Origin of the sequence: Desulfovibrio gilichinskyi, from assembly GCF_900177375.1 — a bacterium.
Taxonomy (GTDB): Bacteria; Desulfobacterota; Desulfovibrionia; order Desulfovibrionales; family Desulfovibrionaceae; genus Maridesulfovibrio; species Maridesulfovibrio gilichinskyi.
In genome coordinates this window covers 929,888-951,517 of record NZ_FWZU01000001.1, presented here as the reverse complement: position 1 = coordinate 951,517, position 21,630 = coordinate 929,888, and the positions used below count along the sequence as shown (strand labels likewise).

Genomic DNA, 21,630 nt, shown 5'->3' with positions numbered 1-21,630 from the left:
CGACTCTCTTAAGATATAAATTCTAGGTCCACAACCCCCTTCATGACGCTCGCATAGGAAAGTCCAAATCTTGTTAAATTATTATTTATAATTTTATTGTTTTTGAGCGTTTTTAGAGTAGATTTAATATGTTTTGATGGAGGGTGAAATCCAGCTTTTAATGCATAATCAAATATGTCTTTATTTGATTTTATTTTTTTTGCTTTAATTAGATTTTCTAAACTTTCTTTAAAATTTTTAACTTTTTTTGAACCAGCTAATTCTGGGATTATAAGGCACTCACTTGTTTTTAAATCTCCCTCAAAAGCAAAGTTTGATTCTCCATTTTCTTGATCTTCTTTCCAGCAAGTTTCAATAAATTTATATACTCCTAATTGGTTGCTACTTCCGAAGATTAGACAGTGTCTATTGCCAGTCTCTTTTTGAATTGCAAACGCGTGTAAATAGTATCCACTGTCAGCCCAATTTTCTTGCATATAATCGCAGAGTTTTCGATGTGCAGTTTTGGGGTTTTCAAAATGAGACCTTTTTAATCCAGGGAAATGATTTGCGAAGCCGTCTTGTTCGCAAAATCTTTGTACATTTGTTACTGGAGTGAATAAAATAAAATCAGTTCGTTTTAGAGAAGAGATTTGCTGGAAAAGTTTTTTTGTTAAGGCTAAACCAAAGGGGTCAATGAAAAGAAAGTTGGCTACATCTGGTTTTTGTAATTGAGGTAGAAGCTCGTAAAAAATATCTTGGAAAGGCTTAGTTGAAATACTAATGTCTAGATAATCTGGAGTTGTTTTTAAAATTTCATTTAAGTGAGCCTTAAGTGCTGAAGTAATTATAGGCTTATCGTCATTTAGATGGAGTTTTATCTTTAAAGGTGAGCTTCGATTTCTTATTAAATTTTTGTATGATTTGATTGTATCCAGTACTTTTAGAGGGCTTCCCTTTTTGCCTAAAGAATCCTTACCTTCACCTGCGAAAAAATCTATAATATTAATAGTGGTGATATAGTTTTGGCTTGTGAATACAGGGATCCATGATTTGATAGTTTTTTCAAATAAATCAAGTTTAAGTTCAGTTCCTTGATCAAATTTATTAAAAAATGTTTTTGTTTTTCGCTTGTTAACATTCTTTTTTTTTGAAGTGGTGAAATTGCAAAGATCAAGTAATGGTGAAGTCTTTTTCATTGTTTCTCCCCCTTTAAATTAGAACGCTATTATTCGAATATTAGTTGGGTGCAGTTTTTAGCACGTTTTTAGATTGAATATTTGGCGAGGTTTGCTTCATTTTAAATCGTTCACTAGCTCTAAACATTAATGTTCCTAGTTCAATACCTAGTCCCTCACATAATCTATATGTATCTGCCACTGTCAGAGCTTGAGGTTTGCCAGTGGTCTTTCTCGGAAGCCTAATCTGCCTCCATCTAGTTATTGATTTTTCCGCATCACCAAATGCAGCTTTTGCAAGCTGGCTATGGTTGATTTCTTTTTCGTCCGCAATGCGGCAAATTTCCTCAACAACTGTTTGTTCAAATAGTTCTGCGCTCATTGTTTATGATTAGGCGAAAATCGCCTAAGTAGTAAGTTTGAAAATTGCACTTGGCAATCTAGTGTAAATTGCGCTAGAATGTCCCCATGAAACGAAGCGAACCATTCTCACAAGATTTAATCTCCCAGTTAGAGGAAAAGTTAGGCAAGGGTAATGTAGCCGATGCGCTATCAATCCATCCTGCATCCTTTCGCCGTATTAAATCCTCAAATCGAGCTGATTCTACAGTTGTTCGCTTAGCTCAGCATATAGCATATCCCGAAAAATTTCCTTTGCCCGCAAATCCTCCACCACCGGAGGCTCCATAAAAAATATCATTAAGCAATAAACCGGACCTGACTCGGCTTACTCATGTCCGGCATCTGGATATAATTAAACTTATGATTGTAGGGCGCGTATGCCCAGTTAAAAGTAAAGGAGAAAGTCACGATGCATATTTTTACAGCCATTGATGGACAAGTTCTTGAACTGAAAAACGGTGGTTATATTATTACTCTACCCTCAGATGCGACTAAAGGGCAGGTAGTGCTGTTAGAAACGGCTCTTTACGCACTGCATGCCAAGTTTCATTCAGAGTTTGTGGAAAAGGGTAAAACACAGGCCTTCACCAAAAGCGAAAGCCTGCGTGAATCTACCAGTGAACGAGAGCTACCAGAAGAGTGTGCGGAATTCAAAGCAAAGCTTGAAGGATATATCCGTGTTTTCAAAGAGGTCGGCTTTTCTGAAGAAGATGCTTCTCTCCATGCTCTATCTAAGCTCGAAGTAAGAAATGACTATTTTTAGGGTTATCTAAGTTTGTGTTCAATACCATCGATTTGTGACTTCATACGTTTATCCAACACGTATGACCGAAATAAAACGCAAATTCTACCAATGTTATTTATATAAACGTTGAATTTGCAATTTTCATGGTCACAGCTGTCTGGTTTTTCGCCATCTTCATTGATGTCTTCACCGAGTATTGGACAGAATTTTTTATTAGCCATTTGGGAGTCTTCCTTCTGATTAAAGGTTTAAGAATTAGTGTTGTTAAATTCGATATCAGAAGGAGGCTCCGAAAGGCAATGTCAAAGATCGGATTAACAATAGCAAAGACAGAATAGCACCGGAGTAACGCTCTATCTACTACAGATAAAGATTTGCTTTGGAAGACATAAGGGGAAGTCATGAATAATTCACGTAAAAGCGTAGCCTTAGAAATTCAAAATATGGTGCTACGGCATCGGACTTTATCGGTTGAGCAAATAAGCGAACAGACTTTCGGGTCTGCTAAAAGCCATTGGACTTTATACAAGGAACTGAACCCCGAAGATTCTACCGCAAAAATGGGTGTTTTGGACCTTGTGCCGCTTATGAAAACATGCGGTTCAATTACGCCGCTTGAGGCAATTGCCCACCAGATGAATATGGTGGTTTTTCCGTTGCCGGAAGCGGGCATTTTTACAGGGCACTTGGAAAACGACATGAACCGGACAACTAAAGAGTTCAGCGATGCCGTGGTTAAGTTTGCCTCAATTATGGAAGATGGACGGATTGAACCGCATGAATTTGCAGAATTTGAAAAAGAAATGATGGAGTTCATTTCTGCGGCTCTGCATTGGCGTAACGGCATCAAAGCACTGGTTGAGGAATAACTATGGGCTGGGCCGGAACAAATCTTTCTGCAGAAGAACGAGCGAGCATTGCTCGTACTCTTTTTGAAGTCTCGGAAGAATCAGGCGACTGGCTGAATGGCAAGTGTCCTCTTCATTCAGATGATAATCCATCTTTCGGGTATAATTTTACAGAAGATTATTTCAAATGTTTAGCAGGATGCACCGACTGTGGCGACCTGATTAAGCTTTATAGTCTGGTTACAGGTTTGCCTAATGAGCTAGCCTTTAAAGAATTTAAAGATAAATACGGGCATGGCGTTAATGATGCGCCAAAGGTAAAGCAGACGGTTCAAGCAAAGCGCAAGGAATCTAAGCGTGGCGGTGGTGCTGTTATCCCCGAAGATATTTGGGGTTACATGCACCTGTTGCCGGATGATTGGTTCAAGCTGTTGCAAAAAGAGCGTGGCTGGAATCCTGATATCATCAAGCGGCTTGATTTGCGTATGCAGATGGTGTTCAGGGACAAGGAGAACAAGGTTCGCCCAATCAACGGTCAATCCATGCGTGTTGCTATTCCTATTCGTGACAATAACGGTGAGCTTCATAATATCCGCTTGTATCGCAAGCCCGGCACTAATCTGCAAAAAAAGATTATGTCATGGGGCAGGGGATACGGAAACGCTCGTTTGTTTCCGGCTCCTGCTTTGCTTGGTAAGTCCGGCCCTGTGCTTTTGTGCGAAGGGGAGCCGGATACTATTTGCGCTCTGTCTTACGGTTTCAATGCCATTACTCAAACATCAAAGACCGCCAGATGGTCAAATGAGCATTTACAGCCTTTTAATGGGCGTGATGTAATTATTGCTTATGATGCGGATCAACCGGGGCAGGAACATGCAGATAATGCGGCTCGCTGTCTGGTTCAAGTCGCAAGGTCTGTCCGCATAATCGAATGGCCGGACTTCATGGGCCGCAATCAAGATGGTTCATTGCCCGAAAAAGAAGGGATGGACCTGACAGATTACTTTGTGAAGTTCAAGCAGAATGCAAAAGCTCTACAAGCGTTGTTTGCATCTGCTCGCAAGGTTGAGGTTGCAAAAGCGGGTGAAAGTGGCGGAGAATGGGCGTTTTTTCGGGAGCGTACTTTCAAGCCTCGGCTTTTGGCGGATCAACTGCTTCAGGATCAGCCTTTGCTTTATGACGACCTTACAGGATTGCTCTATCGCTGGAACGGCAAATACTGGGAACAAATTTCACGGGGCAACCTGCAACAGGCGGCTACCAATTACCTCGGCATAGAAGCCACAACCGCACGTGTGAACGATGCCACGTCGTTAGCCATTAACCTTGCGAATCTTCCGCATGGTCGGGAAGTTAATGACCGTGGTGAATGGGTGTGTCTGCAAAACGGCATGCTCAATTTAAAAACGCTTGAGCTTAAATCGCATGAACCTGATTACTATTCTACAATCTGCCTCGGTGTATCGTTTAATCCGGATTCAGCTTCTAGGTGTGACCGTTGGCTTAAGTTTCTTGATGAAACGGTTCAGACTCCCGAACCTATTGCTCAGCTCCAAGAGTTCATGGGCTATTGTCTGACTCGTGACGTGCATTATGAAAAATGTCTGTTGCTTCTCGGTGACGGTTCGGATGGTAAATCAACATACCTGAAAATTGCGCGGGAGCTTGTTGCCCCTGCAAACTGTTCGGCGGTGGCGTTTCAGGATTTGGAAGATCAGTTCCGACGCGCCAGCCTCTATAACAAGCTTCTCAATATTTCTACTGAAATAGGCTCTGCCGCTATGGAAACACCTACCTTTAAGGCTGTTGTTTCCGGTGACACTATTCAGGGCGCATTTAAGCATAAAGATTCATTTGAGTTCCCGCCGTTCTGTAAGCTGGCATTTGCGGCTAATAAACTGCCTCGTGTTCTGGATAATACGGACGGCTTTTTCAGGCGCATGTTGCCTATCAAATTTAAGCGGCAATATCTCGAAGGTGATCCTGATCGCAATCCAAATCTATTCAAAGAACTCAAAGAGAACGAGCTGTCGGAAATATTTCATTGGGCGTTGGTCGGTCTGCATCGTCTGTACGAGCAGGGGCGGTTTACGGCATCGGATGAAACAATTGATCTGCTAATGGATTACAGACGGCTCAACAATCCTGTTCAGGCATTTGTCGAGGATACCTGCGAGATATCAGACGGGGTTAAGGAATCGAAGGACTCGCTCTATAAATCCTATCGTGATTACAGCGGTAAGAATGGCTATCAGCCCATGCATAAGGAGAACTTTTTCAGAGAACTCTATTCAGCGGTCAAGACTCTCAGAGAGACACGGCCACGTGTAGATGGTCGGCGTTGTCGCATGATTACTGGCATTAAAACTAAGTTTGAGTTGACGGCTTCATGATGTCTGTTTTCCCCGCACCCCTTTCAAATCGGCAGCGTGGCCGCGCCTCGTTTGCCGGACATTTTGATTCATGTATGCAAATATCCGCTCCCTTGGCGAGACGGTCCATGTGTCCGGTCCATTCGGTCCCGCATGTAATTTTGCAAACCCGCATGAATACTGGCTCTGTCCACGTGGTACCAACGGTCCACGTCAATTCAGAAATCTCCTTACGTGCGTGTGCGCGTATATGTACCCGCACGCGAGACTCTGAGCATTTGGTTTTATGGTCTGGTACACGGACCACTTGGACAGATGTTAAAAAAATAAGAGTTATCAATTGTTTTCGGTTTTAATCGACCCGGGACAAGACTTGGACATGGTACCGAAATGAATGCACTGGCAAAGCTTCAAAGCAAATACAAAAAGGGTGAACCGGAAACAGCTTTCAATAAGTTCAAACGGTTATGCCAACAGGAAGAAGTTGAACCTATATCCGAAGATGAATTCAATCGGCATTGGCAGTCATTTGAAATCGGACACAAGGCAATGAAGAAGCTAGGCGTATTGATTCGGGAGCATCGGCAGATGTTTATGGTCAAACGAAACAAGGCGGATGAGCTGGTCGTGGTGATTGATGAAGCATGGGGCAAGGCGAATGGTGAAACCGTGTGGCAAATGTGGGAGCTGTTTGAGCAAGCCGCGCCGTTGATCTGTTTATGCTACCTGAATCGCTTACCTTTTCACGGTGACGAACCACCAAAGAAAATTATCAGCACCATGTTGCCTTTAGGTACTCCCCAGCGATCCCCGAAACACGGGTAACGTGAGGCTCGAGTCTTTTGCACACGGAATGTTTTAAAAAATATGCACACTGCACAAACTGTATCAAACGTGTCACTTTCACAATTCAGGTGCTACTTAAATGGCTGAAAAATTTTACAATTCTATAAATCAAGCTTGGATTAAGTTCGGGCAGGAAGGCTGGCAGATTTCGCGGCGTACGTTCTTCAATTACGTCGGGAAGGATAAACAGGTGAAGCCCATTGGCGGCAAATATTACGAAAGTGATATCTCAGAACTTGCCCTGCAACTCGGCTGGGTTCCCGTTGGTAAAAAAGTGGAAGCGGAACAGCCGGACGAGGAAGGATTAACTGGTGATGCGGCAAAGCGTTTTCAGGAAGCGAAAGCCAAGGACAAGGAATACGAAGCGGAGCTTAGGCGGCTGAAACTTGAGCAGACACAAGGCAAGCTCATTGACCGTGAAAGCGTGGAAATGCTTATGGCGGGTAAAACTTCGGTACTGGATACGGGCCTTCGCCAACTGTTTTTGATGAAAGGGCGTGAATTAATCCATGCTGTTGAAGGGAATCCGGAACATGAAGACGCTTTCATTCAGCTTTTGAATGACGAGCTAGACGAATTACTGAGCGAGTTTGCGCGTACTGATGAAATCACAATGGAGTTTGTAAGTGGAAACCAGTTCGATAGTTAAAAATCTGGTAGGTAACGGAAGGGCTGTACCAGTTCCGGTCGGTCGCTTTTCAATATCGCCGGAAATGATTGGGAAGCGGTTCACCTTTTCATTCAGCAGGGGTGAAAAGCAGATTTTGCGGAAGCGTAAAAAGATCAAGGTAAGCAGATGGGCGGAGCAGTCGCGCATTCTGGTTCCTGAATCCAGTTCCTTACCGGGCATGTGGCGCAATGATGTAACGCCTTACCTTACCGACATAATGGACAGCCTTTTCCATAGCGGAGTTCAAACCGTTGTTGTCTGTGCCGCTCCGCAGGTTGGTAAAACCGAAGTGCTGCTTAATGCGCTGGGCTATGCCGTGGATCGTGAACCGAGTCCGGCAATGATTATCTATCCCGATATGACAGCGGCGAAGGATTCGAGCAGGGATAGAGTTCTGCCCATGCTCAAAACTTCACCGAAACTTACAAAGTATCTGACTGGCTCAACGGATGATGAAGCCTCGCTCCGCATAAATTTACGGCACATGCCGATCTATATGGGCTGGGCGCACTCTGCATCCCGTCTGGCATCCAAGCCTATCCGGTATGTTTTCTTTGATGAGATTGATAAATATCCCACTTCCACAAACAAGAAAGAAGCCGATCCGCTCAGTCTGGCGGAAAAGCGCGGGCGTACTTATCGCAACCGCAAATTTTTGAAAATTTCTACACCGACAAATGAAAGCGGCCCTATCTGGACGGCTCTGAATATCGAAGCGCAGGTTGTTTTCGGCTATAAGGTGCGTTGCCCGATTTGCGGTTATGAGCATGAAATGAATTTTGACCAGATTAAATGGCCGGAAAGAGAAAAGGCCGATCCTTCCCAACATGCCGAACGGGTCGAGGCCGAAAAGCTGGCGTGGTATGAATGCCCGAACATGGGTTGCAAGTGGGATGATGGAACACGGGATAAGGCCGTAAGTTTTGGCGCATGGTTTGATCGTGTTTCCGGCACTCCGCTTGAAGCTTACCTTAAATCGAAGCGGCCTAAGAAAATCGGCTTTCATATTCCTAGTTGGCTGTCGAGATTCGTTTCTCTATCCGAAGTAGCCGCCGCATTTTTGAGGGGTCAGAAGTCCGGCCTTAATCCTGAATGGCGTGAAAAATTAAAGGACTTTATGAACTCTCACAAGGCGGAACCGTGGGTTAACTATCAGCAGGAACGCAGTGAAGATAAGGTTCTTGCGCTTAAAGATGATCGCCCTCGCTTGCTTGTTCCGAGTGGTGACGTGGTGGCCTGTCTCACTGCCGCCATTGATACGCAGTCCGGCAGGGGCGGATATTTCCCTTATGAAATTCGTGCATGGGGTTACGGCATGGTGCATGAATCGTGGCTTATTGCTGATGGTGAAGTAGACAGCTTTGAAGCACTTGCTGAGGTTCTTTGGGAACGGGAATACAAGGACGCAGAAGGCAATCCTTATATTGTGCGCTTGGCTCTAATAGATGCAATGGGGCATCGGACAGATGAAGTTTACGATTTTTGCCGACTTAATCGGGGGCGAATACTGCCGTTGAAAGGTGAACAGACAATGGCCCGCCCGTTTTCATACAGCCAGATTGATATTTACCCCGGTTCAAACAAACCGATTCCCGGCGGCCTTAAGCTTTTGCGGGTGAATGTGACGCATTACAAGAACGCTTTATCCAATCGCCTTGCCATTAATCCCGCTGATCCGGGAGCGTATCACCTGCACAGCGAAGTTTCGGATGCGTGGGCGCGGGAAATGACCGCTGAATACGTGAATGAAAAGGGGTTTTGGGAGTGTCCGAAAGGGCGGCCCAACCATGCATGGGATATTGCCGGATACAACCTTGCGGCTGCGGATTTGCTGGGCGTTAAGTCTTACAAGCAAGCGGGTATGAAAACTAAGATGCAAGCCCCTAGAAAGAAAGTTAATCCTTACACTAACGGTGGTAGATAGTATGTCAGCCAAGTTAATAGCGGCGGCAATGGCTAAAGCGAAAGAGGGCGTAATATTCAGCCCCAAGGATGGCGCGGTGTGTCCGTGGTGTGGAGCTGTGCGGATTCCGGTTACTTCATCGCCTAAGTGGGATGGGGGGATTAAGATTCGGTATCATAAGTGTAAGGAGCATGGGTGCTTGTTGGCTCAGATGGGGCAGGGGGTTAAGAGTATTCAGGGGGAATAGAAAACCCCGCCGAAGCGGGGTATATTAATGTTCTGTTGGGTGTTGTGAGTCTATGCGGTTTGCAATCCATGTTTTGATTACAGCCTGTCTATTTATACCAAGTCTTTCAGCTTCACGATCCAAAGCTATTATCATCCATGCGGGGAAATCTACGTTCACCCGTTTAATGTCTTTATTCGGTCTGGTGGCTTTGGATAAGTCCAGTTGTTCAGTTATGTCCTGATCTGATTCAAAAGCATCATCAAATTCTTTAGCTTTCATAAAGTTCCACCTCCTTTTTTCTGGAACGGCGCACTGATATAATGCGGGTAACTCCATTGCGTGGAGTTGTTACGGCTGACCAGTGTTTGCCGTTCATAATTCCAATAAAGAAAATACGGGGTTCGTCTTGAGTACGTGCCGGAATTTCCAGCAAGTTAGGATCATTCCAAAGGGCTTGCGCCTGTTTGAAGTCAATCCCATGTTTTTCTAAATTGGATGCACTTTTGTTTTCATCGTATTCAAACTGCATACCTGTATTGTATATTTTTGTTGTTTGTTGTCAAGAGGGAGTAGCGTAGTGTATCTTAATTTTTCGAATTAGATCTTGCTTATCTAAAAAAAGTGATTAATGTGATTGAGTCTTGGATTGTCCAAGATATCTTAACCCTTTATCCTAGGAGGAATTATGAAAACGATAGCCGTTTTTCCAAATTCACTTGATTCTCGAGAAAAGATTGTATTTTCATTCCCTGAATTAGATTCTAGTTTACCAACAGATGAAGCATTGGAAAGTCTTCCACATGGAATTTATAGCTTTGAAACTGAATACGAAAACAAGAATTGTTATTTAGAAATTGAATTTGGTTTAGGTAAACCGGATGCAATTGAATTTAGAATTGATGATGTAAAACATGATTCAATCGTCTTTAGCATCCTCGACAACTAATTCGTTGATTTTACTTTATGCTGTAGCACACTTGATATACTTATAGATAATACATTGATATAATTTTATAGAAAATATATAATACAATTTTTAGATGACATTTACTTCATAAGAAATCTCTAAAAAAGCGCAATGCTACAGCCCGCCCTCCGGCGGGCTTTTTCATGCCTAATCTTCAATCCTGCCTTGATCCTCTTATATATTTTATATAACACTCTCATTAACAATTTCAATAATGGGGGTGCTTGATGAATAATTTTGATGATCGTGACGAGGCGTTGATTTCACGTTTTAATATTGCCATGCGCGACGACCGTGATGCTGATGAGCTTATCGGCTTGTGCCGTGGACTTTTAGCTGATGGCGTTGTGGTCGAAGCCGAAGCTCGTTTTTTACTGAATTGGATTGATGAGCATGATACTTGCCTGTGTCATTGGCATGGTCGGATTCTTAAAGAACGGCTTGAAGAATATCTTGCTGATGATGTTTGGACAGAAGAAGAACAGGAAAACTTTTGCGAGTTGGCTAGAAAGGTTGTGGGTGTGGAGTCCGTAGAGGGGGAAGCTATACCCCGTTCCGGTGCAACAACGTTGCCGCTTACAATTCCAGAACCATCTATGGTTTTTGAAAATGAAATTTTTGTAGTCACTGGTAAGTTTGCAACTGGAGTCCGCAATAAGGTTGCGGATATGATTACAAGTCGAGGTGGTGAAGTAAAAAGTGGCGTAAGTAAGCTTGTTGATTACCTTGTTATTGGTGACCTTTCCAGCCCGAACTGGAAGCATTCTTCTTATGGGCGCAAGATTGAGAAGGCTATCGATTTGCGGGATCAGGGCAGTGAAATTTATATTGTTAGTGAGGAACATTGGTTTACTCAATGTGCTGATTGTGAACCCATCGAATAGGCCGTTAAGAACTAATCGAATTTAATTTTGTATGTATCTAGATTAGATAAGTAATTGGAGACTTTTGAATGGAATCTATTGCGATCATAAAAGCAGCACAGGCAGGAATTAAAACTGCGATTGATATTACTAAGAAAATTAGCGAAGTTAGTGATGCAATTAAACAGGCAGATTTGAAGTTGCAGTTAGCAAATTTGATTGAAGCTTTGGCGGATGCAAAGATACAGTTTGCTGATGTGAAAGACGTTCTTTTAGAAAAAGATAATAAGATTAAAGAGCTTGAAGATCGATTAAAACGGGACAGTGAGCTTACATTTAATGAAAACTATGGCGTTTATGAAACTGAAATAGAAGGTAAATTTGTTAGGTATTGTTTAAAATGTCATACTGAGGGTAAATATATACCTCTTCAAGTTGAAGATCGTAGGTTTACTTGTAATAACTGCAACCAACAGTATCAGAGGCCTGAATACTATAGAGCTATACAAACTAACCGAAAAAGAAAAAAACGATCCTTATAGTTTATAAAAAGCCCGCCTTCTGGCGGGCTTTGTTGTTGCGTTTTTTAAATTTCGTTTTAGTTTTTATGTAAGGAGTAAGTATGGAATTTGGTGAAGCTATGGGTATTGCTTCGGCAGTTGTAGTCTCATTTGGTGGCGGTGCTGCAATCATAGCAGCTTGTTCAAGTTGGTTGGGGAAAATTTGGGCTGATCGACTGATGGAAAAAGAGAAAGCTCGCTACAATAAAGATTTAGAAGTTTTAAAAAATGATTTAGTTCAACAGACTGAAGATTTTAAAAACAACTTAATTCAACAGACAGAGTCTGTAAAAATGAAATATCAGAAGTCTGAAATTTTGTTCCGACTGGAATTAGAAGCTGCTTCAGCATTTATTGCTTTGAGTATTAAAGTTAACCCAAGGAATGATTTCCCTGGTAAAGACTGGGGAGAGGTTTGTTCTGAAACTATCCAAGATTTTCCTCGTATAGAGGACATGCTTCTTAATTATATGTCGACGTGGGGAGCTATTTTGTCAGGTGAAGCTAAAAATGAATTTGATGAAGCATTAAGTTTGATTTTTAATCATAAATTTGGAGACGATACTTCTTCACGTACTGCAGATGAAGCAGTCAGAGAGTTTTTTGAAAGACTAGATAAAGTGGAAAGTATAATGAAAGATCAAATACGCACTCAGGTGACCGTATAATGGGAAAAATATTTTAGACTTTAAGGATGGCTCAATTCTTAGCCGTCCTTTTTTTTGGGAAGCGATATATTTTTCAACCCATAAATATAATCCCCACTTGACATTTTTATGTATGCGTGTACATGTGTACTTATGGCGAATGAAACAACAGCGTTTAACATTAGAATAGATAAGGCAGACCACAAGCGTTACAAACTATACGCCGTGGAGCATGAAATAACTTTTAAAGAGATATTCATAGAGGAAATGGAAAGAAGAATAGCCGAAGCAGAAAAGAAAAAGAAAGAAGAAAAGTAGCCCATAAAAACGGCCCGGAACGGTGCGACAACACCAGAACCGAGCCTAACCACAAACGACCTTACTGGAGGTGCGTTATGGCTGAACAGAACTTAGCCAATTCAATCACTTCTGACAACAGTTCAGTTGTCGGTTCCCCTACGCTTATCATTACGAATGGTAAGCCCGTTGTTTCGTCTCTTACAATTGCCGATCATTTTGGCAAACAGCATAAGAATGTTTTACAGTCCATTGATAAACTGGAAGTTCCGGTTAAATTTAACGAGCTGAATTTTCAGCCCGTTGAATATTTAGATGCCAAGGGCGAAGCCAGACCCGCATACAACATAACCCGTGACGGCTTCACCCTGCTAGTAATGGGCTTCACCGGAAAGAAGGCCATGCAATGGAAGATTCGCTATATCGAAGCTTTCAATGCAATGGAGCAGGAACTTTTGCGTGTGCGGAACAGGCCGATAGAAAATGAAACCATTCAAGCAATCTCGGATTGCCTGATCCGTGACAACTCGGTGCATGCTTTTATTGAAGAAGCTTGCGAAGTGGCCTCATGGGGCAGAGTATCAAAAACTGAGCTTTACGAAAGTTACCAGATTTATTGCAAACGCACACAATGCCGAGCTGTGCATCGTGCAAGATTTTTTACTGACCTGTACGCCATGATAAGAAGCGTTAAAGAAACCCGCCCACGTGTAAACGGAGAACGGCCCCGTATGCTTTGGGGCATTGCGCCATACAATCCGCTTCCGGCAGGATCGGAGCCGTTAGAGCTTCCTGCACCCGCAAATCCTGATTATAGCCAGAATTCTCCAGAATCCTGCATTGCCACCGCCAAAGAACTCCTGCTTAAAAACTTGTCCAGCCTCCCAAGGCCGGAAAGACAAGCCATGCTTTTAGCTTATGATGCCCTGATCGAAGCGGAACAAGGGCTTTGCGGGGAGGTGCGTCATGCTTAAAGATGATTTATGTCACCATGTTTCGGATATGATGTCGGCGGCCTGTACGCTTGAGTACTTGCAAGAAAAGCTGGAAGATGATCACCGTTATGGCGAAGCTTTTATGTTGGGCTTAATCAAAAAGACAATTTCAGAAGGGGCCGAAGCTTTCAGTATGTATGAAGTGGAAGTGCAAAAGAAGAATGCGCGGAGGGGGAAGCCTGCGGCGGTTTTGGAGTTAGTGCGGAAGTAAGGAAGTAGATACGAAGGACATAAGAGAAGCCCCGCTTTAGCGGGGCTTATTTGTCTTTGATCACATCCGTAGAGATGAATATGATAAGAAAAAATACACTGACAGTAATTCCTCCTGCCAATAAGGACTCCGATAATACAAGCATAGCTATCGCTGTTGGTACACTAATGTATCCACATACCATAAGAAAGTAAGCGAATTTATAGTATTCAGTCTTAAATAATACTTTTTTATCAAAGTTTATTTCTCGGAAAAATAAAACATATGATAATGGCCCAAAAATACCTAAAGATAAGGCAAATAGAAGTGCTGATGCCTCAATAAGAAAGTTTCCTCCCCCTTGCTTAAGACCCATTATTACTAAAAAAAATGTTGCAGAAAATAAGGTTAATGGTGCGAATAGATATTTCTCTTTAGATAGGCGTTTAATTACCTTTTCTCTGTTGGCTTTCTTTTTCATGTATTGTGCTTTTTTTATTTATATTTTGGCATGTTGTAAAGTTAATCAATCTCATATATTTCAGCAATTTTAACCGCATTTAAAATTCGTGTAGCTTTGTTTATATTTTTTTGGCTATCACAATGACTAATATATGTTTCAAGGCTTTGAATAATCTGATTTTTTGTTTTTTGCATAAGACGTGTTTGTCCTCCTATAAAATCAGTGAAAATTTGATAATCAATTTGGCTAAGCCAATTTTCTAACTCTTGATCGTTTGAATCAAAGAGTTCGATTATGAGATGAGGAGCATTAATTAGAGCTGTCTCAAAAAATATTCCAATTTCTCCAGACACTGCACCATCTCTTTTATTCCATGCTGTCCTTAATTTGTTGATTGCTTCTTTGCATTTTTTAGAATTTCCTTCTTTGAATAAGTTGATAACATTGTTCCTATTGTACATGAGCCAAGTAAAGGCGTCAGCATTAGGTATTGATTCTAGTTTTGTAATTAAAATTGTAGAAATATGTAGAATGTTATTTGCAGTTTCTTTGTCGATTGAGTCTATATAGTGGGCAGATGCGTTTCTTTTACCGCGAATATCATTAAGTAAATTAATGTCTACTTGATCAAGTAGGTTTCGTTTTCCGCATTCTTTTAAAAGATTCATGAAGTTCTTTTGTGGAGGAATTCCATACGCCTCAGTTAATCTTTGTAGGGTGGATTCAACTACTTTGAATGCTTCAAGAACTGATAAGTCGTACATTTCAGATTTAAATAAATTTCGTGCTCTATTTAGTTGTTCGAAGCTTTCTTTTCTTTCCTGTGTGATGTCTATTTTAGAAAGTCTTTTGTTAAAATTGTGTATTAAGATATAAGTGAGAAGTGAAGCCGTAACTCCAGAAAAGGTTCCTGAGATAAAATTTAAAAGTTCTGAAGAAATCAGAGGCAGATGGCTGGTTATCCAATTAAATGTAAGAGTAGTACCCCAAAGAAAACAAAAAATAGGGGGGTACTTAACGCAACGGCATAAAAGGTGTTAATCAGTTTAGGAAGTAATACACTTGCAGGGACTAAGAACTGGAGAGAAATACAGTATACTGATAGGCATAAAAATAAAGCAAAAGTATTATATGCGTAACTTATTGTTATAGCAGAATCGAAAATCGTAAACCCTAAAGAGGCTTGTTGGTCGATAAGTGGTTTTATTGTGAAGATTACCGCTAGTAGAGTAACAGTAAATCCAACTTTAGTTTTGAATATTTCGTCCATTGTAACTTCTTGTTTTGATAATGTTTATAAATTATTTTAAAGCTAATTATTCGAAATAGACTTGTAAAGAAATAATTTTTTCAACCCAGTAAATTTTACACCCCAGTAAACAACCCCATTCCAAAATAACCACCTCGATTGTTATGATTGTCCCAACTTGAAGGACAACCATAATAATCGAGGTTTTTTAATGCTCCAGAAACGGCTGGACTCTCTAAATAAGGCAATCGAAGCAATTGAAGGCGGCGCACAGTCCTATACCTTGAATGGTCGGACTCTCACCCGTGGTTCTTTGCAGTCGCTTTATTCTGAGCGGGAGAAAGTGGAAATGCGCCTTGCTTTTGCTGGTAACGGCGGCAAGGGGTTTATTGCCCGTGCTTCGTTTCGGGGGCGTAGATGAACGTCTATGATGGCTGGACTTCCTTTGTTGCTCAGTGTGTCGGTGCAATTTCGCCCGATGCTGCGGCAAGCTGGTGCCGTAGCCGTGCAACTCTTTCCGCTTACTCTGCGGCATCCCGTCGTGGGCCTAATTCCAGTTGGCGACCTACCAGCCGTAGTGCCGATACTCTTTCACGAAATGAACATGCCTTAATTGTGGCTCGTGCTCGTGATCTGGTGCGTAACTCGGCCCATGTTTCCGGTGCGCTGGAACGCATAGCAAACAACGTTATCTATACCGGAATCAAACCGCAGGCCGCACAGCTTAATGCGGATGGTGATCTTGACCACACCTTTAACCGCAAAATTGAACAGCACTGGAAAGACTGGGCGGAAGCGGATGAAGTCGGTTTTGAAGATAAGCAACGGCTTATTATGAATCACCTTTGGCAGGACGGTGAATGCCTTCTCCGTTTCTATCCTGATCCTGACCTTATGAAGCATGGGCTTGCTCCTTTGGGCGTTGAACTTTTGGAGTGCGACTATCTGGACAGCTCCGTTGATGGGCCTTTAGCGGGTGGCGGTTACGCCATGCGTGGCGTTGAGTTCAATCGCAAAGGGCATCCTGTTGCTTACCATTTATACAGCGAACACCCCGGTGATATGCGCCGCTTGTTGAGCCGTGAATCTATTCGTGTTTCTGCTCAGTGGGTGCGTCATATTTTTCGGCCTGTCCGCTCCAGTCAGAACCGTGGCATTTCTTGGATGGCTCCGGTGGTTATGGAAATGCGCGATTTCAGCGAATTTCAGGACTCGCACCGTATTGTTGCACGGCTTATGGCGGCTTTCGGATTCTTTGTTGAAACTCCTTATGCGGAAATGATGAATCCGCTAGGCGGCGAAATGATGAATCAGGCCGAGGGCGTGGAAGGGTACATTCCAGATTACGTTGAACCGGGGCAGATTGTGACCTTGCCGCAAGGAACTAAGGTTCATGAAGCCCAGTTCACGCACCCCGGCCCGACTTATGAACCGTATGTAAAAACAAGTTTGCGCGGCAGTTCTACAGGCTTCGGCATGTCTTACGAAGCTTTTTCAAACGATTATTCAGATGCCTCCTTTGCGTCCGCCCGTTCCGCCACTCTGGAAGAACGGCGCGGTTATCGTGTTCAGCAAAATCTTATGGGCCGCAAGGCCATAATGCCAACATGGAAAATGTTCTGCCGCATGCTCTGGCTGGGCGGGCTTGAACCTTTACTGACTGGCCCTAGTGTTCCGGCAAGCTGTCAGTTCCCCGGCTGGTCTTGGGTTGATCCTGTTAAGGATGCGAAGTCCGCAGAGTCATTGCTCAATATGGGCTGTACTACCCGCCGTAAAATCTGTGCGGAGCGGGGCGAAGACTATGACGAAGTGGTTGAACAGTTGGCCCGTGAAAATGACGACCTCAAGAAACGGGGTTTAACGGAGACTAAAAGTGAATAAGTTTTTCCCCTTAAACCTTGCGGAAAATGAAAATGCGCCACTGCAATTAACGGCTGGTCTGAACCTCTCAGAACAGGAAGAAGGCAAGCCGCGCCGTTTTCACATTGTCGGTTACACCGGATCAGTTGTTCAGCGGTTCATGGGTAGTTTTGTAATTGAGCTTTCCGGCATCCGTACAGAAAACCGCATTCCCATTTTAGAAGAACACGATTCTGACAAAAAGATCGGCATTGCGGATTCAATCAGCGTGGAAGAATGCGGCTTGGTGCTGGAAGGATTCTTTTTGGATACGGACGATGCCAAGGAAGTTATTAAACTTTCTGATCAAAAATTCCCGTGGCAGGCATCCATTGGAGTATGGCCCGAAGCTGTTGAAGAAGTGAAAGCAGGCGCAACCGTTATTGTTAACGGTGAGGAGCTTGCCGGACCTTTATACGTGTGGCGCAAGTCGTTTGTGCGTGAAACTTCCTTCTGCGTTCTTGGCGCGGATGGAGCTACCGAGGCCGTGGCGATGAATGAACGGCCAAAACCTAAACCGGAGGAATCAGTCATGAAAAAATGGTTGAAACTTTTCCTGCGGGCTAATGGCCTTGAAAATGTCACTGAGGACTCTGCCCGCACTCTATTAAAAGAAATGGGGCTTAATTATGAAGCCCTGAATAACCTTGAAGATGCACCTGCATGGATGAGCGGGGTTGTTGCTTCGAAAGTAGAACCAGTAATTCCAACCCCGCAAGCTCTGGCTAACCAAAGTGAACAGCCGCAACCATTGCAGGTTAATGAACAGCAAGTAGCCCTTGCGGAACGCCAGCGCATTAATTTTATTGATGAGCAAGTTGGAATGTTCGGACTGTCTGCGAATTTCCGTAAAAAGCTGGTTGATGGCGGAAAAGGGACAAGTGATTTGAATAAGTTGATTTTGGCGGAACTGAGTTCCCAGCACCAGCCGCTTGCTCCGGCAGGGCATATTCTTGCCGGACGTACTGAAGGTGAAAAATTGCATGATGCGGCTGTGTCCGGAATGCTTTTCCGTGCTGGCATAAGGGAAGAAAAACCCGCACCGGGCTATGAAGATTTCAGAGTTATGCGTCTTACTGATCTTGCAAGGGATATCCTTGAAAGAAGCGGTGTTTCAACTCGTGGAATGTCACAGGCAAAGCTTGCTTCACAAGTACTTAGGCCTCAGCAATTCGGAGCTTCCACTAGCGATTTTCCGTCAATATTTGCGGCAATAACTAATAAAGTGTTGCTCAAAGCATATGCCGAAGCTCCGGCAACGTGGCGGCCTTGGGTAAACATAATTCCCGCTACTGATTTTAAAGAGATACACGGCGTAAGCCTTTCCGAAGCTCCTGATCTGGAACTTATCAACGAACATGGTGAATACAAAACAGGTTCGTTCAGCGATTCCATGGAAAGCTACCGTATTGCCCGTTACGGCAAAAACGTGCGCTTGACTCGTGAAATGATGGTTAATGATGATTTGCGAGTCTTTACCCGTATTCCGCAATTGTTCGGTAATGCTTCGGCCCGCAAGGTTGCAGATATTGTTTATGGTTTGCTGCTTTCTAATCCTAAAATGAGCGATAATTACAACCTGTTCCATGCCAAGCACAATAACCTTGAAGACACTGTTAAAGGGCGTGTCTCTGCGGCCACTTTAAATGCTGGCCGTAAGGGTATGCGTATGCAGAAAGGGCCGAATGGTGCGCGTCTTGATTTGCGTCCTCGTTTTCTGCTGACTCCAGTCGCACAGGAAACCGAAGCTGAGGTGCTTATCCGTTCTGCGGCTCTGCCGGATGCAAACATGTCTTCCGGTGTTCACAATCCTTGGGCCGGAAAACTTGAACCAATTTCCGAACCACGCCTTGATGATGTCGACCCCGATGCTTTTTACCTGATCGGCGATCCCGCACAGGTGGATACCATCGAAGTTGCATTCCTTGACGGCATTGAATCCCCATTTGTTGATGAAGAACCTGATTTTGATTCAGACGGCCTTAAAATCAAGGTTCGTCTCGAAGCTGGTGCAGGGCTTATGGATCACCGCGGATTCCAGAAGAACCCCGGCAAATAAGGAGAACTATCATGGCAGGTAATTACATTCAGATTGGTAAAACCATGACGTGGACGAACTCAACCGGAGCAGATGTTCTGTCCGGTTCAGCCGTTGTTGTAGGCGCTCTGGTGGGCGTGGCTCTGATTGATATTCCCAATGGAGCAACAGGCGAACTTGCAACCGAGGAAGTTTGGGAACTTCCCAAAACTGCGGCGGCAATTGAGCAGGGCGCACAGGTTTATTTAACACCGGGAAAGAGCATCACAGCGACAGAAGGTGGAAATACGAAAGCGGGCGTGGCCTTTGTTTCAGCTGTGGCTGAAGATGCAACCGTAAGAGTAAAGCTTAACGCTTAATTATGAATTCAGGTCCGGATTCGGGCTTATCCGGTTCGGACCTGAAAGAAGAATTCGAGACAGATATGAATCAACTTTTCGACAATATCACAATCAAAGCCTGCCTAGCCAGTTGTTGCACTGCGGCCTCATGGCTGTTCGGCGGGTTCGATAAAGCTCTTCTGGCTTTAGCGATTCTTTATCTGTCTGATTTTGTGCTTGGGCTTTTTAGAGCCTTGCAAAATGGTTCATACAGCAGTGTGAAATTCAGACACGGATTAAGCAAGTTTTTCGTTTATGCCGTGGCAATCATCATGGCGAATATGCTTGATATCACCCTTGATGAATCCTTGCCTTCTGTCTTTGCTTATATCCGTGAATTTCTGGTTATGTATTTAGCTTCAAATGAATTTTTAAGTGTTTCAGTTCACCTTGCGGAAATGGATGTGCATGTCATTCCGCGCCAACTGACAGACCGGATTAAGTCATTCAGAGACGAATTTGATCCGATTCAAAACAGGAGTCGTTATGGAACGTCTAGTGGACATGGTAGTGATCCATTGCTCGGATTCAACTTGGGGGGACGCGGCAGTAATCAACCAGTGGCATCTGGAGAGAGGGTGGAGCGGGATCGGGTATCATGGGGTGTTCCTGAACGGCCACCGCACAAGCCGCGCAGAATATAATCCTGCCGAAGACGGCATACTTGAATCAGGCCGTCCGCTTGATGTGGTGGGAGCGCATTGCAAAGGACATAATAGCCGCTCAGTCGGACTTTGCCTTATCGGGACGGATTCTTTCACCAATGCTCAGATGGATGCGGCTTGTCAGAAAGTGCAGGAGCTTTTGCGACATTTCAATTTAGACCCTGATGCCGTTTATGGCCATTACGAACTGGATGACCACAAGACGTGTCCCAACATAGACATGGATATATTCAGAGAAAAGCTTTGGGAGCTGAAGTCATGATTCCCGTATCGTTGATTTTAGGTTTCTTCAGCGGTGGCAAAGGCAAGCTCGTAATCGGGCTTGTCGTTGCCCTTATTCTGACCGTTGCGATTGCGGGTGTGGCTATGTGGATTTCATCCCTTAACACCGACATTGCAAAGCTTGAAAAAGCGAACGCTGAACTTAATGCGGACATAGCCGGTTACAAATTGGAAATAAGAACAGGGCAAACGGAAATCACCTTGCTTAAACAAAGTCGCAGTCAGTCCACGCGGGTGGTTCAAAGTTTACAGGGGCAACTTGCAAAGGTTCAAAACTCGGCAAAGTGGTTTCGTGTTCAAAGGACCAAAGCTTTGAAGCTTTTAAATTCTGCCCGCAATTATCCCGTGACCAATTCAACAGGAGTTATCAGCAATGAAGACAGTCGCCTTGCTACTGAGTTTATTAACAATACTCTCGGCTTGCACTCACAAGCGAGTCAGTAAAATTGATGAAGTCCGTCGGGTTGAAGTCGTAGCAAAATATGAAAAATGTCCTGCCCCTGAAGAACCGGAACTTAAACCGTTACTTGAAGAATTGCATATCGGATCAAAGGAAAACATAAACCGCATCATGGAAAATACAGTTGAAAACAAGGCTTATATCAAAGGGCTTAAAAGCACTATTGAGTGCTACGAATTTCAAGCAGGCACAGGTGAGTAATGGATATTCATGATGATTTAGATATCTTTTTTATAGGTCTTGATGCTGTTGAAGTGACTATTTTCGGGCGGGAAGAACCATTCAAAGCATATAAAGATACTGACATGGATGAAGCCGTATTAGGGCGCGCAATGATCTTTAATCCTGATGAGCCAGTACTAACATGCAAAGAAGTTGACGGAACCGATCTTGAACGGGGCGATTCCGTGATTTTGGAAGGTAAAACCTACGATGTTTTAAGGTTTTTGCCCGACGGTTCCGGACTTGGAAAACTTGAACTCTCTTTGGCTCAGTAAAGAGGC

30 protein-coding genes are annotated in these 21,630 nt (G+C 43.5%); 23 read left to right on the top strand and 7 right to left on the bottom strand.

Features of this window, described 5'->3' with window-relative positions; all coding sequences use genetic code 11:
- Positions 1-8 precede the first annotated feature (8 nt).
- Together tcmP and B9N78_RS04500 are read right to left on the bottom strand one after the other, a co-directional pair.
- Positions 9-1,178, bottom strand: a complete 1,170-nt coding sequence (tcmP, locus tag B9N78_RS04505; protein WP_085098939.1) for a three-Cys-motif partner protein TcmP — start codon at positions 1,176-1,178, stop codon at positions 9-11.
- A 40-nt stretch (positions 1,179-1,218) separates the two neighbouring features.
- Complete coding sequence (locus B9N78_RS04500) at positions 1,219-1,539, bottom strand: hypothetical protein (RefSeq protein ID WP_085098936.1); 321 nt, start codon at positions 1,537-1,539, stop codon at positions 1,219-1,221.
- A 429-nt stretch (positions 1,540-1,968) separates the two neighbouring features.
- On the opposite strand from B9N78_RS04500, the gene B9N78_RS04495 reads away from it, so the two are divergent.
- The 3 genes from B9N78_RS04495 to B9N78_RS04480 all read left to right on the top strand — a co-directional run bounded on the left by B9N78_RS04495 (position 1,969) and on the right by B9N78_RS04480 (position 5,545).
- Positions 1,969-2,322, top strand: a complete 354-nt coding sequence (locus tag B9N78_RS04495; RefSeq protein WP_085098933.1) for a hypothetical protein — start codon at positions 1,969-1,971, stop codon at positions 2,320-2,322.
- A 383-nt stretch (positions 2,323-2,705) separates the two neighbouring features.
- Positions 2,706-3,173, top strand: coding sequence for a phage regulatory CII family protein (locus B9N78_RS04485; RefSeq protein WP_085098927.1), 468 nt, complete (start codon positions 2,706-2,708; stop codon positions 3,171-3,173).
- Between the two features lie 2 nt (positions 3,174-3,175).
- Positions 3,176-5,545 (top strand): phage/plasmid primase, P4 family, encoded by a 2,370-nt coding sequence (locus B9N78_RS04480; RefSeq protein ID WP_085098925.1) that lies wholly within the window; start codon positions 3,176-3,178, stop codon positions 5,543-5,545.
- On the opposite strand, the gene B9N78_RS17985 is transcribed toward B9N78_RS04480, so the two are convergent.
- Entirely contained in the window at positions 5,520-5,786 is a 267-nt protein-coding gene (locus B9N78_RS17985; RefSeq protein WP_137982481.1) for a hypothetical protein, read from the bottom strand. The two genes, B9N78_RS04480 and B9N78_RS17985, sit on opposite strands and share 26 nt — an antisense overlap.
- 128 nt (positions 5,787-5,914) lie before the next feature.
- Between B9N78_RS17985 and B9N78_RS04475 the strand changes: the two genes are divergently transcribed.
- From B9N78_RS04475 to B9N78_RS04460, 4 genes are all read left to right on the top strand, one after another.
- Positions 5,915-6,349 carry a hypothetical protein gene (locus B9N78_RS04475; protein WP_085098922.1) on the top strand — a complete coding sequence of 145 codons (435 nt, stop codon included), beginning with the start codon at positions 5,915-5,917 and terminating at the stop codon, positions 6,347-6,349.
- A gap of 100 nt (positions 6,350-6,449) precedes the next feature.
- Positions 6,450-7,019 (top strand): hypothetical protein, encoded by a 570-nt coding sequence (locus B9N78_RS04470; protein ID WP_085098919.1) that lies wholly within the window; start codon positions 6,450-6,452, stop codon positions 7,017-7,019.
- Complete coding sequence (locus B9N78_RS04465) at positions 6,997-8,964, top strand: terminase gpA endonuclease subunit (RefSeq protein ID WP_085098916.1); 1,968 nt, start codon at positions 6,997-6,999, stop codon at positions 8,962-8,964. Before B9N78_RS04470 ends, B9N78_RS04465 begins: the two co-directional genes overlap by 23 nt.
- A 1-nt stretch (position 8,965) precedes the next feature.
- Positions 8,966-9,190, top strand: a complete 225-nt coding sequence (locus B9N78_RS04460; protein ID WP_085098913.1) for a transcriptional regulator — start codon at positions 8,966-8,968, stop codon at positions 9,188-9,190.
- A 24-nt stretch (positions 9,191-9,214) separates the two neighbouring features.
- On the opposite strand, the gene brnA is transcribed toward B9N78_RS04460, so the two are convergent.
- Both brnA and B9N78_RS04450 read right to left on the bottom strand, forming a co-directional pair.
- Positions 9,215-9,451: a type II toxin-antitoxin system BrnA family antitoxin gene (gene brnA, locus B9N78_RS04455; protein ID WP_085098910.1), complete on the bottom strand. Its 237-nt coding sequence runs from the start codon at positions 9,449-9,451 to the stop codon at positions 9,215-9,217.
- Entirely contained in the window at positions 9,441-9,701 is a 261-nt protein-coding gene (locus B9N78_RS04450) for a BrnT family toxin (RefSeq protein WP_085098908.1), read from the bottom strand. Before B9N78_RS04450 ends, brnA begins: the two co-directional genes overlap by 11 nt.
- Positions 9,702-9,857: 156 nt before the next feature.
- Here B9N78_RS04450 and B9N78_RS04445 point away from each other — a divergent pair, with 156 nt between their 5' ends.
- From B9N78_RS04445 to B9N78_RS04420, 7 genes are all read left to right on the top strand, one after another.
- The gene (locus tag B9N78_RS04445; RefSeq protein ID WP_085098905.1) at positions 9,858-10,118 is read left to right on the top strand and encodes a hypothetical protein; all 261 of its coding nucleotides are present in this window, start codon (positions 9,858-9,860) and stop codon (positions 10,116-10,118) included.
- A gap of 248 nt (positions 10,119-10,366) precedes the next feature.
- Positions 10,367-11,023, top strand: coding sequence for a BRCT domain-containing protein (locus B9N78_RS04440; RefSeq protein WP_085098902.1), 657 nt, complete (start codon positions 10,367-10,369; stop codon positions 11,021-11,023).
- Positions 11,024-11,091: 68 nt separating this feature from the next.
- Complete coding sequence (locus B9N78_RS04435) at positions 11,092-11,544, top strand: hypothetical protein (RefSeq protein ID WP_085098899.1); 453 nt, start codon at positions 11,092-11,094, stop codon at positions 11,542-11,544.
- 80 nt (positions 11,545-11,624) lie between these two features.
- The gene (locus B9N78_RS04430) at positions 11,625-12,230 is read left to right on the top strand and encodes a hypothetical protein (RefSeq protein WP_085098896.1); all 606 of its coding nucleotides are present in this window, start codon (positions 11,625-11,627) and stop codon (positions 12,228-12,230) included.
- A gap of 132 nt (positions 12,231-12,362) precedes the next feature.
- Entirely contained in the window at positions 12,363-12,527 is a 165-nt protein-coding gene (locus B9N78_RS18115; protein WP_170921370.1) for a hypothetical protein, read from the top strand.
- Between the two features lie 77 nt (positions 12,528-12,604).
- Complete coding sequence (locus B9N78_RS04425; RefSeq protein ID WP_085098893.1) at positions 12,605-13,480, top strand: Rha family transcriptional regulator; 876 nt, start codon at positions 12,605-12,607, stop codon at positions 13,478-13,480.
- The gene (locus tag B9N78_RS04420; protein ID WP_085098890.1) at positions 13,473-13,712 is read left to right on the top strand and encodes a hypothetical protein; all 240 of its coding nucleotides are present in this window, start codon (positions 13,473-13,475) and stop codon (positions 13,710-13,712) included. The genes B9N78_RS04425 and B9N78_RS04420 overlap by 8 nt, the downstream gene beginning before the upstream one ends.
- Before the next feature lie 46 nt (positions 13,713-13,758).
- On the opposite strand, the gene B9N78_RS04415 is transcribed toward B9N78_RS04420, so the two are convergent.
- Together B9N78_RS04415 and B9N78_RS04410 are read right to left on the bottom strand one after the other, a co-directional pair.
- On the bottom strand, positions 13,759-14,172 hold the full coding sequence (locus tag B9N78_RS04415; RefSeq protein WP_085098887.1) for a hypothetical protein: 414 nt from the start codon (positions 14,170-14,172) through the stop codon (positions 13,759-13,761).
- A gap of 41 nt (positions 14,173-14,213) precedes the next feature.
- Positions 14,214-14,918, bottom strand: coding sequence for a DUF4145 domain-containing protein (locus B9N78_RS04410; RefSeq protein WP_085098884.1), 705 nt, complete (start codon positions 14,916-14,918; stop codon positions 14,214-14,216).
- 696 nt (positions 14,919-15,614) lie between these two features.
- Between B9N78_RS04410 and B9N78_RS04400 the strand changes: the two genes are divergently transcribed.
- Genes B9N78_RS04400 through B9N78_RS04360 form a run of 9 tightly spaced genes read left to right on the top strand, consistent with a single transcriptional unit; the run spans position 15,615 to position 21,624 of the window.
- Entirely contained in the window at positions 15,615-15,824 is a 210-nt protein-coding gene (locus B9N78_RS04400; protein ID WP_085098878.1) for a hypothetical protein, read from the top strand.
- Positions 15,821-17,284, top strand: a complete 1,464-nt coding sequence (locus B9N78_RS04395) for a phage portal protein (protein ID WP_085098875.1) — start codon at positions 15,821-15,823, stop codon at positions 17,282-17,284. Before B9N78_RS04400 ends, B9N78_RS04395 begins: the two co-directional genes overlap by 4 nt.
- Positions 17,277-19,361, top strand: coding sequence for a phage major capsid protein (locus tag B9N78_RS04390; RefSeq protein WP_085098872.1), 2,085 nt, complete (start codon positions 17,277-17,279; stop codon positions 19,359-19,361). The genes B9N78_RS04395 and B9N78_RS04390 overlap by 8 nt, the downstream gene beginning before the upstream one ends.
- A gap of 11 nt (positions 19,362-19,372) precedes the next feature.
- Positions 19,373-19,699, top strand: a complete 327-nt coding sequence (locus B9N78_RS04385) for a DUF2190 family protein (RefSeq protein WP_085098869.1) — start codon at positions 19,373-19,375, stop codon at positions 19,697-19,699.
- Between the two features lie 2 nt (positions 19,700-19,701).
- Positions 19,702-20,364, top strand: coding sequence for a phage holin family protein (locus tag B9N78_RS18250; RefSeq protein ID WP_085098866.1), 663 nt, complete (start codon positions 19,702-19,704; stop codon positions 20,362-20,364).
- A complete protein-coding gene (locus B9N78_RS04375; protein ID WP_245805467.1) occupies positions 20,273-20,647 on the top strand; it encodes an N-acetylmuramoyl-L-alanine amidase in 375 nt (124 codons plus the stop codon). Before B9N78_RS18250 ends, B9N78_RS04375 begins: the two co-directional genes overlap by 92 nt.
- A complete protein-coding gene (locus B9N78_RS04370; RefSeq protein WP_085098861.1) occupies positions 20,644-21,111 on the top strand; it encodes a hypothetical protein in 468 nt (155 codons plus the stop codon). Before B9N78_RS04375 ends, B9N78_RS04370 begins: the two co-directional genes overlap by 4 nt.
- Positions 21,041-21,328 carry a hypothetical protein gene (locus B9N78_RS04365; protein WP_137982480.1) on the top strand — a complete coding sequence of 96 codons (288 nt, stop codon included), beginning with the start codon at positions 21,041-21,043 and terminating at the stop codon, positions 21,326-21,328. Before B9N78_RS04370 ends, B9N78_RS04365 begins: the two co-directional genes overlap by 71 nt.
- Complete coding sequence (locus B9N78_RS04360; protein WP_085098855.1) at positions 21,328-21,624, top strand: head-tail joining protein; 297 nt, start codon at positions 21,328-21,330, stop codon at positions 21,622-21,624. The genes B9N78_RS04365 and B9N78_RS04360 overlap by 1 nt, the downstream gene beginning before the upstream one ends.
- The last annotated feature ends 6 nt before the right edge of the window (positions 21,625-21,630 follow it).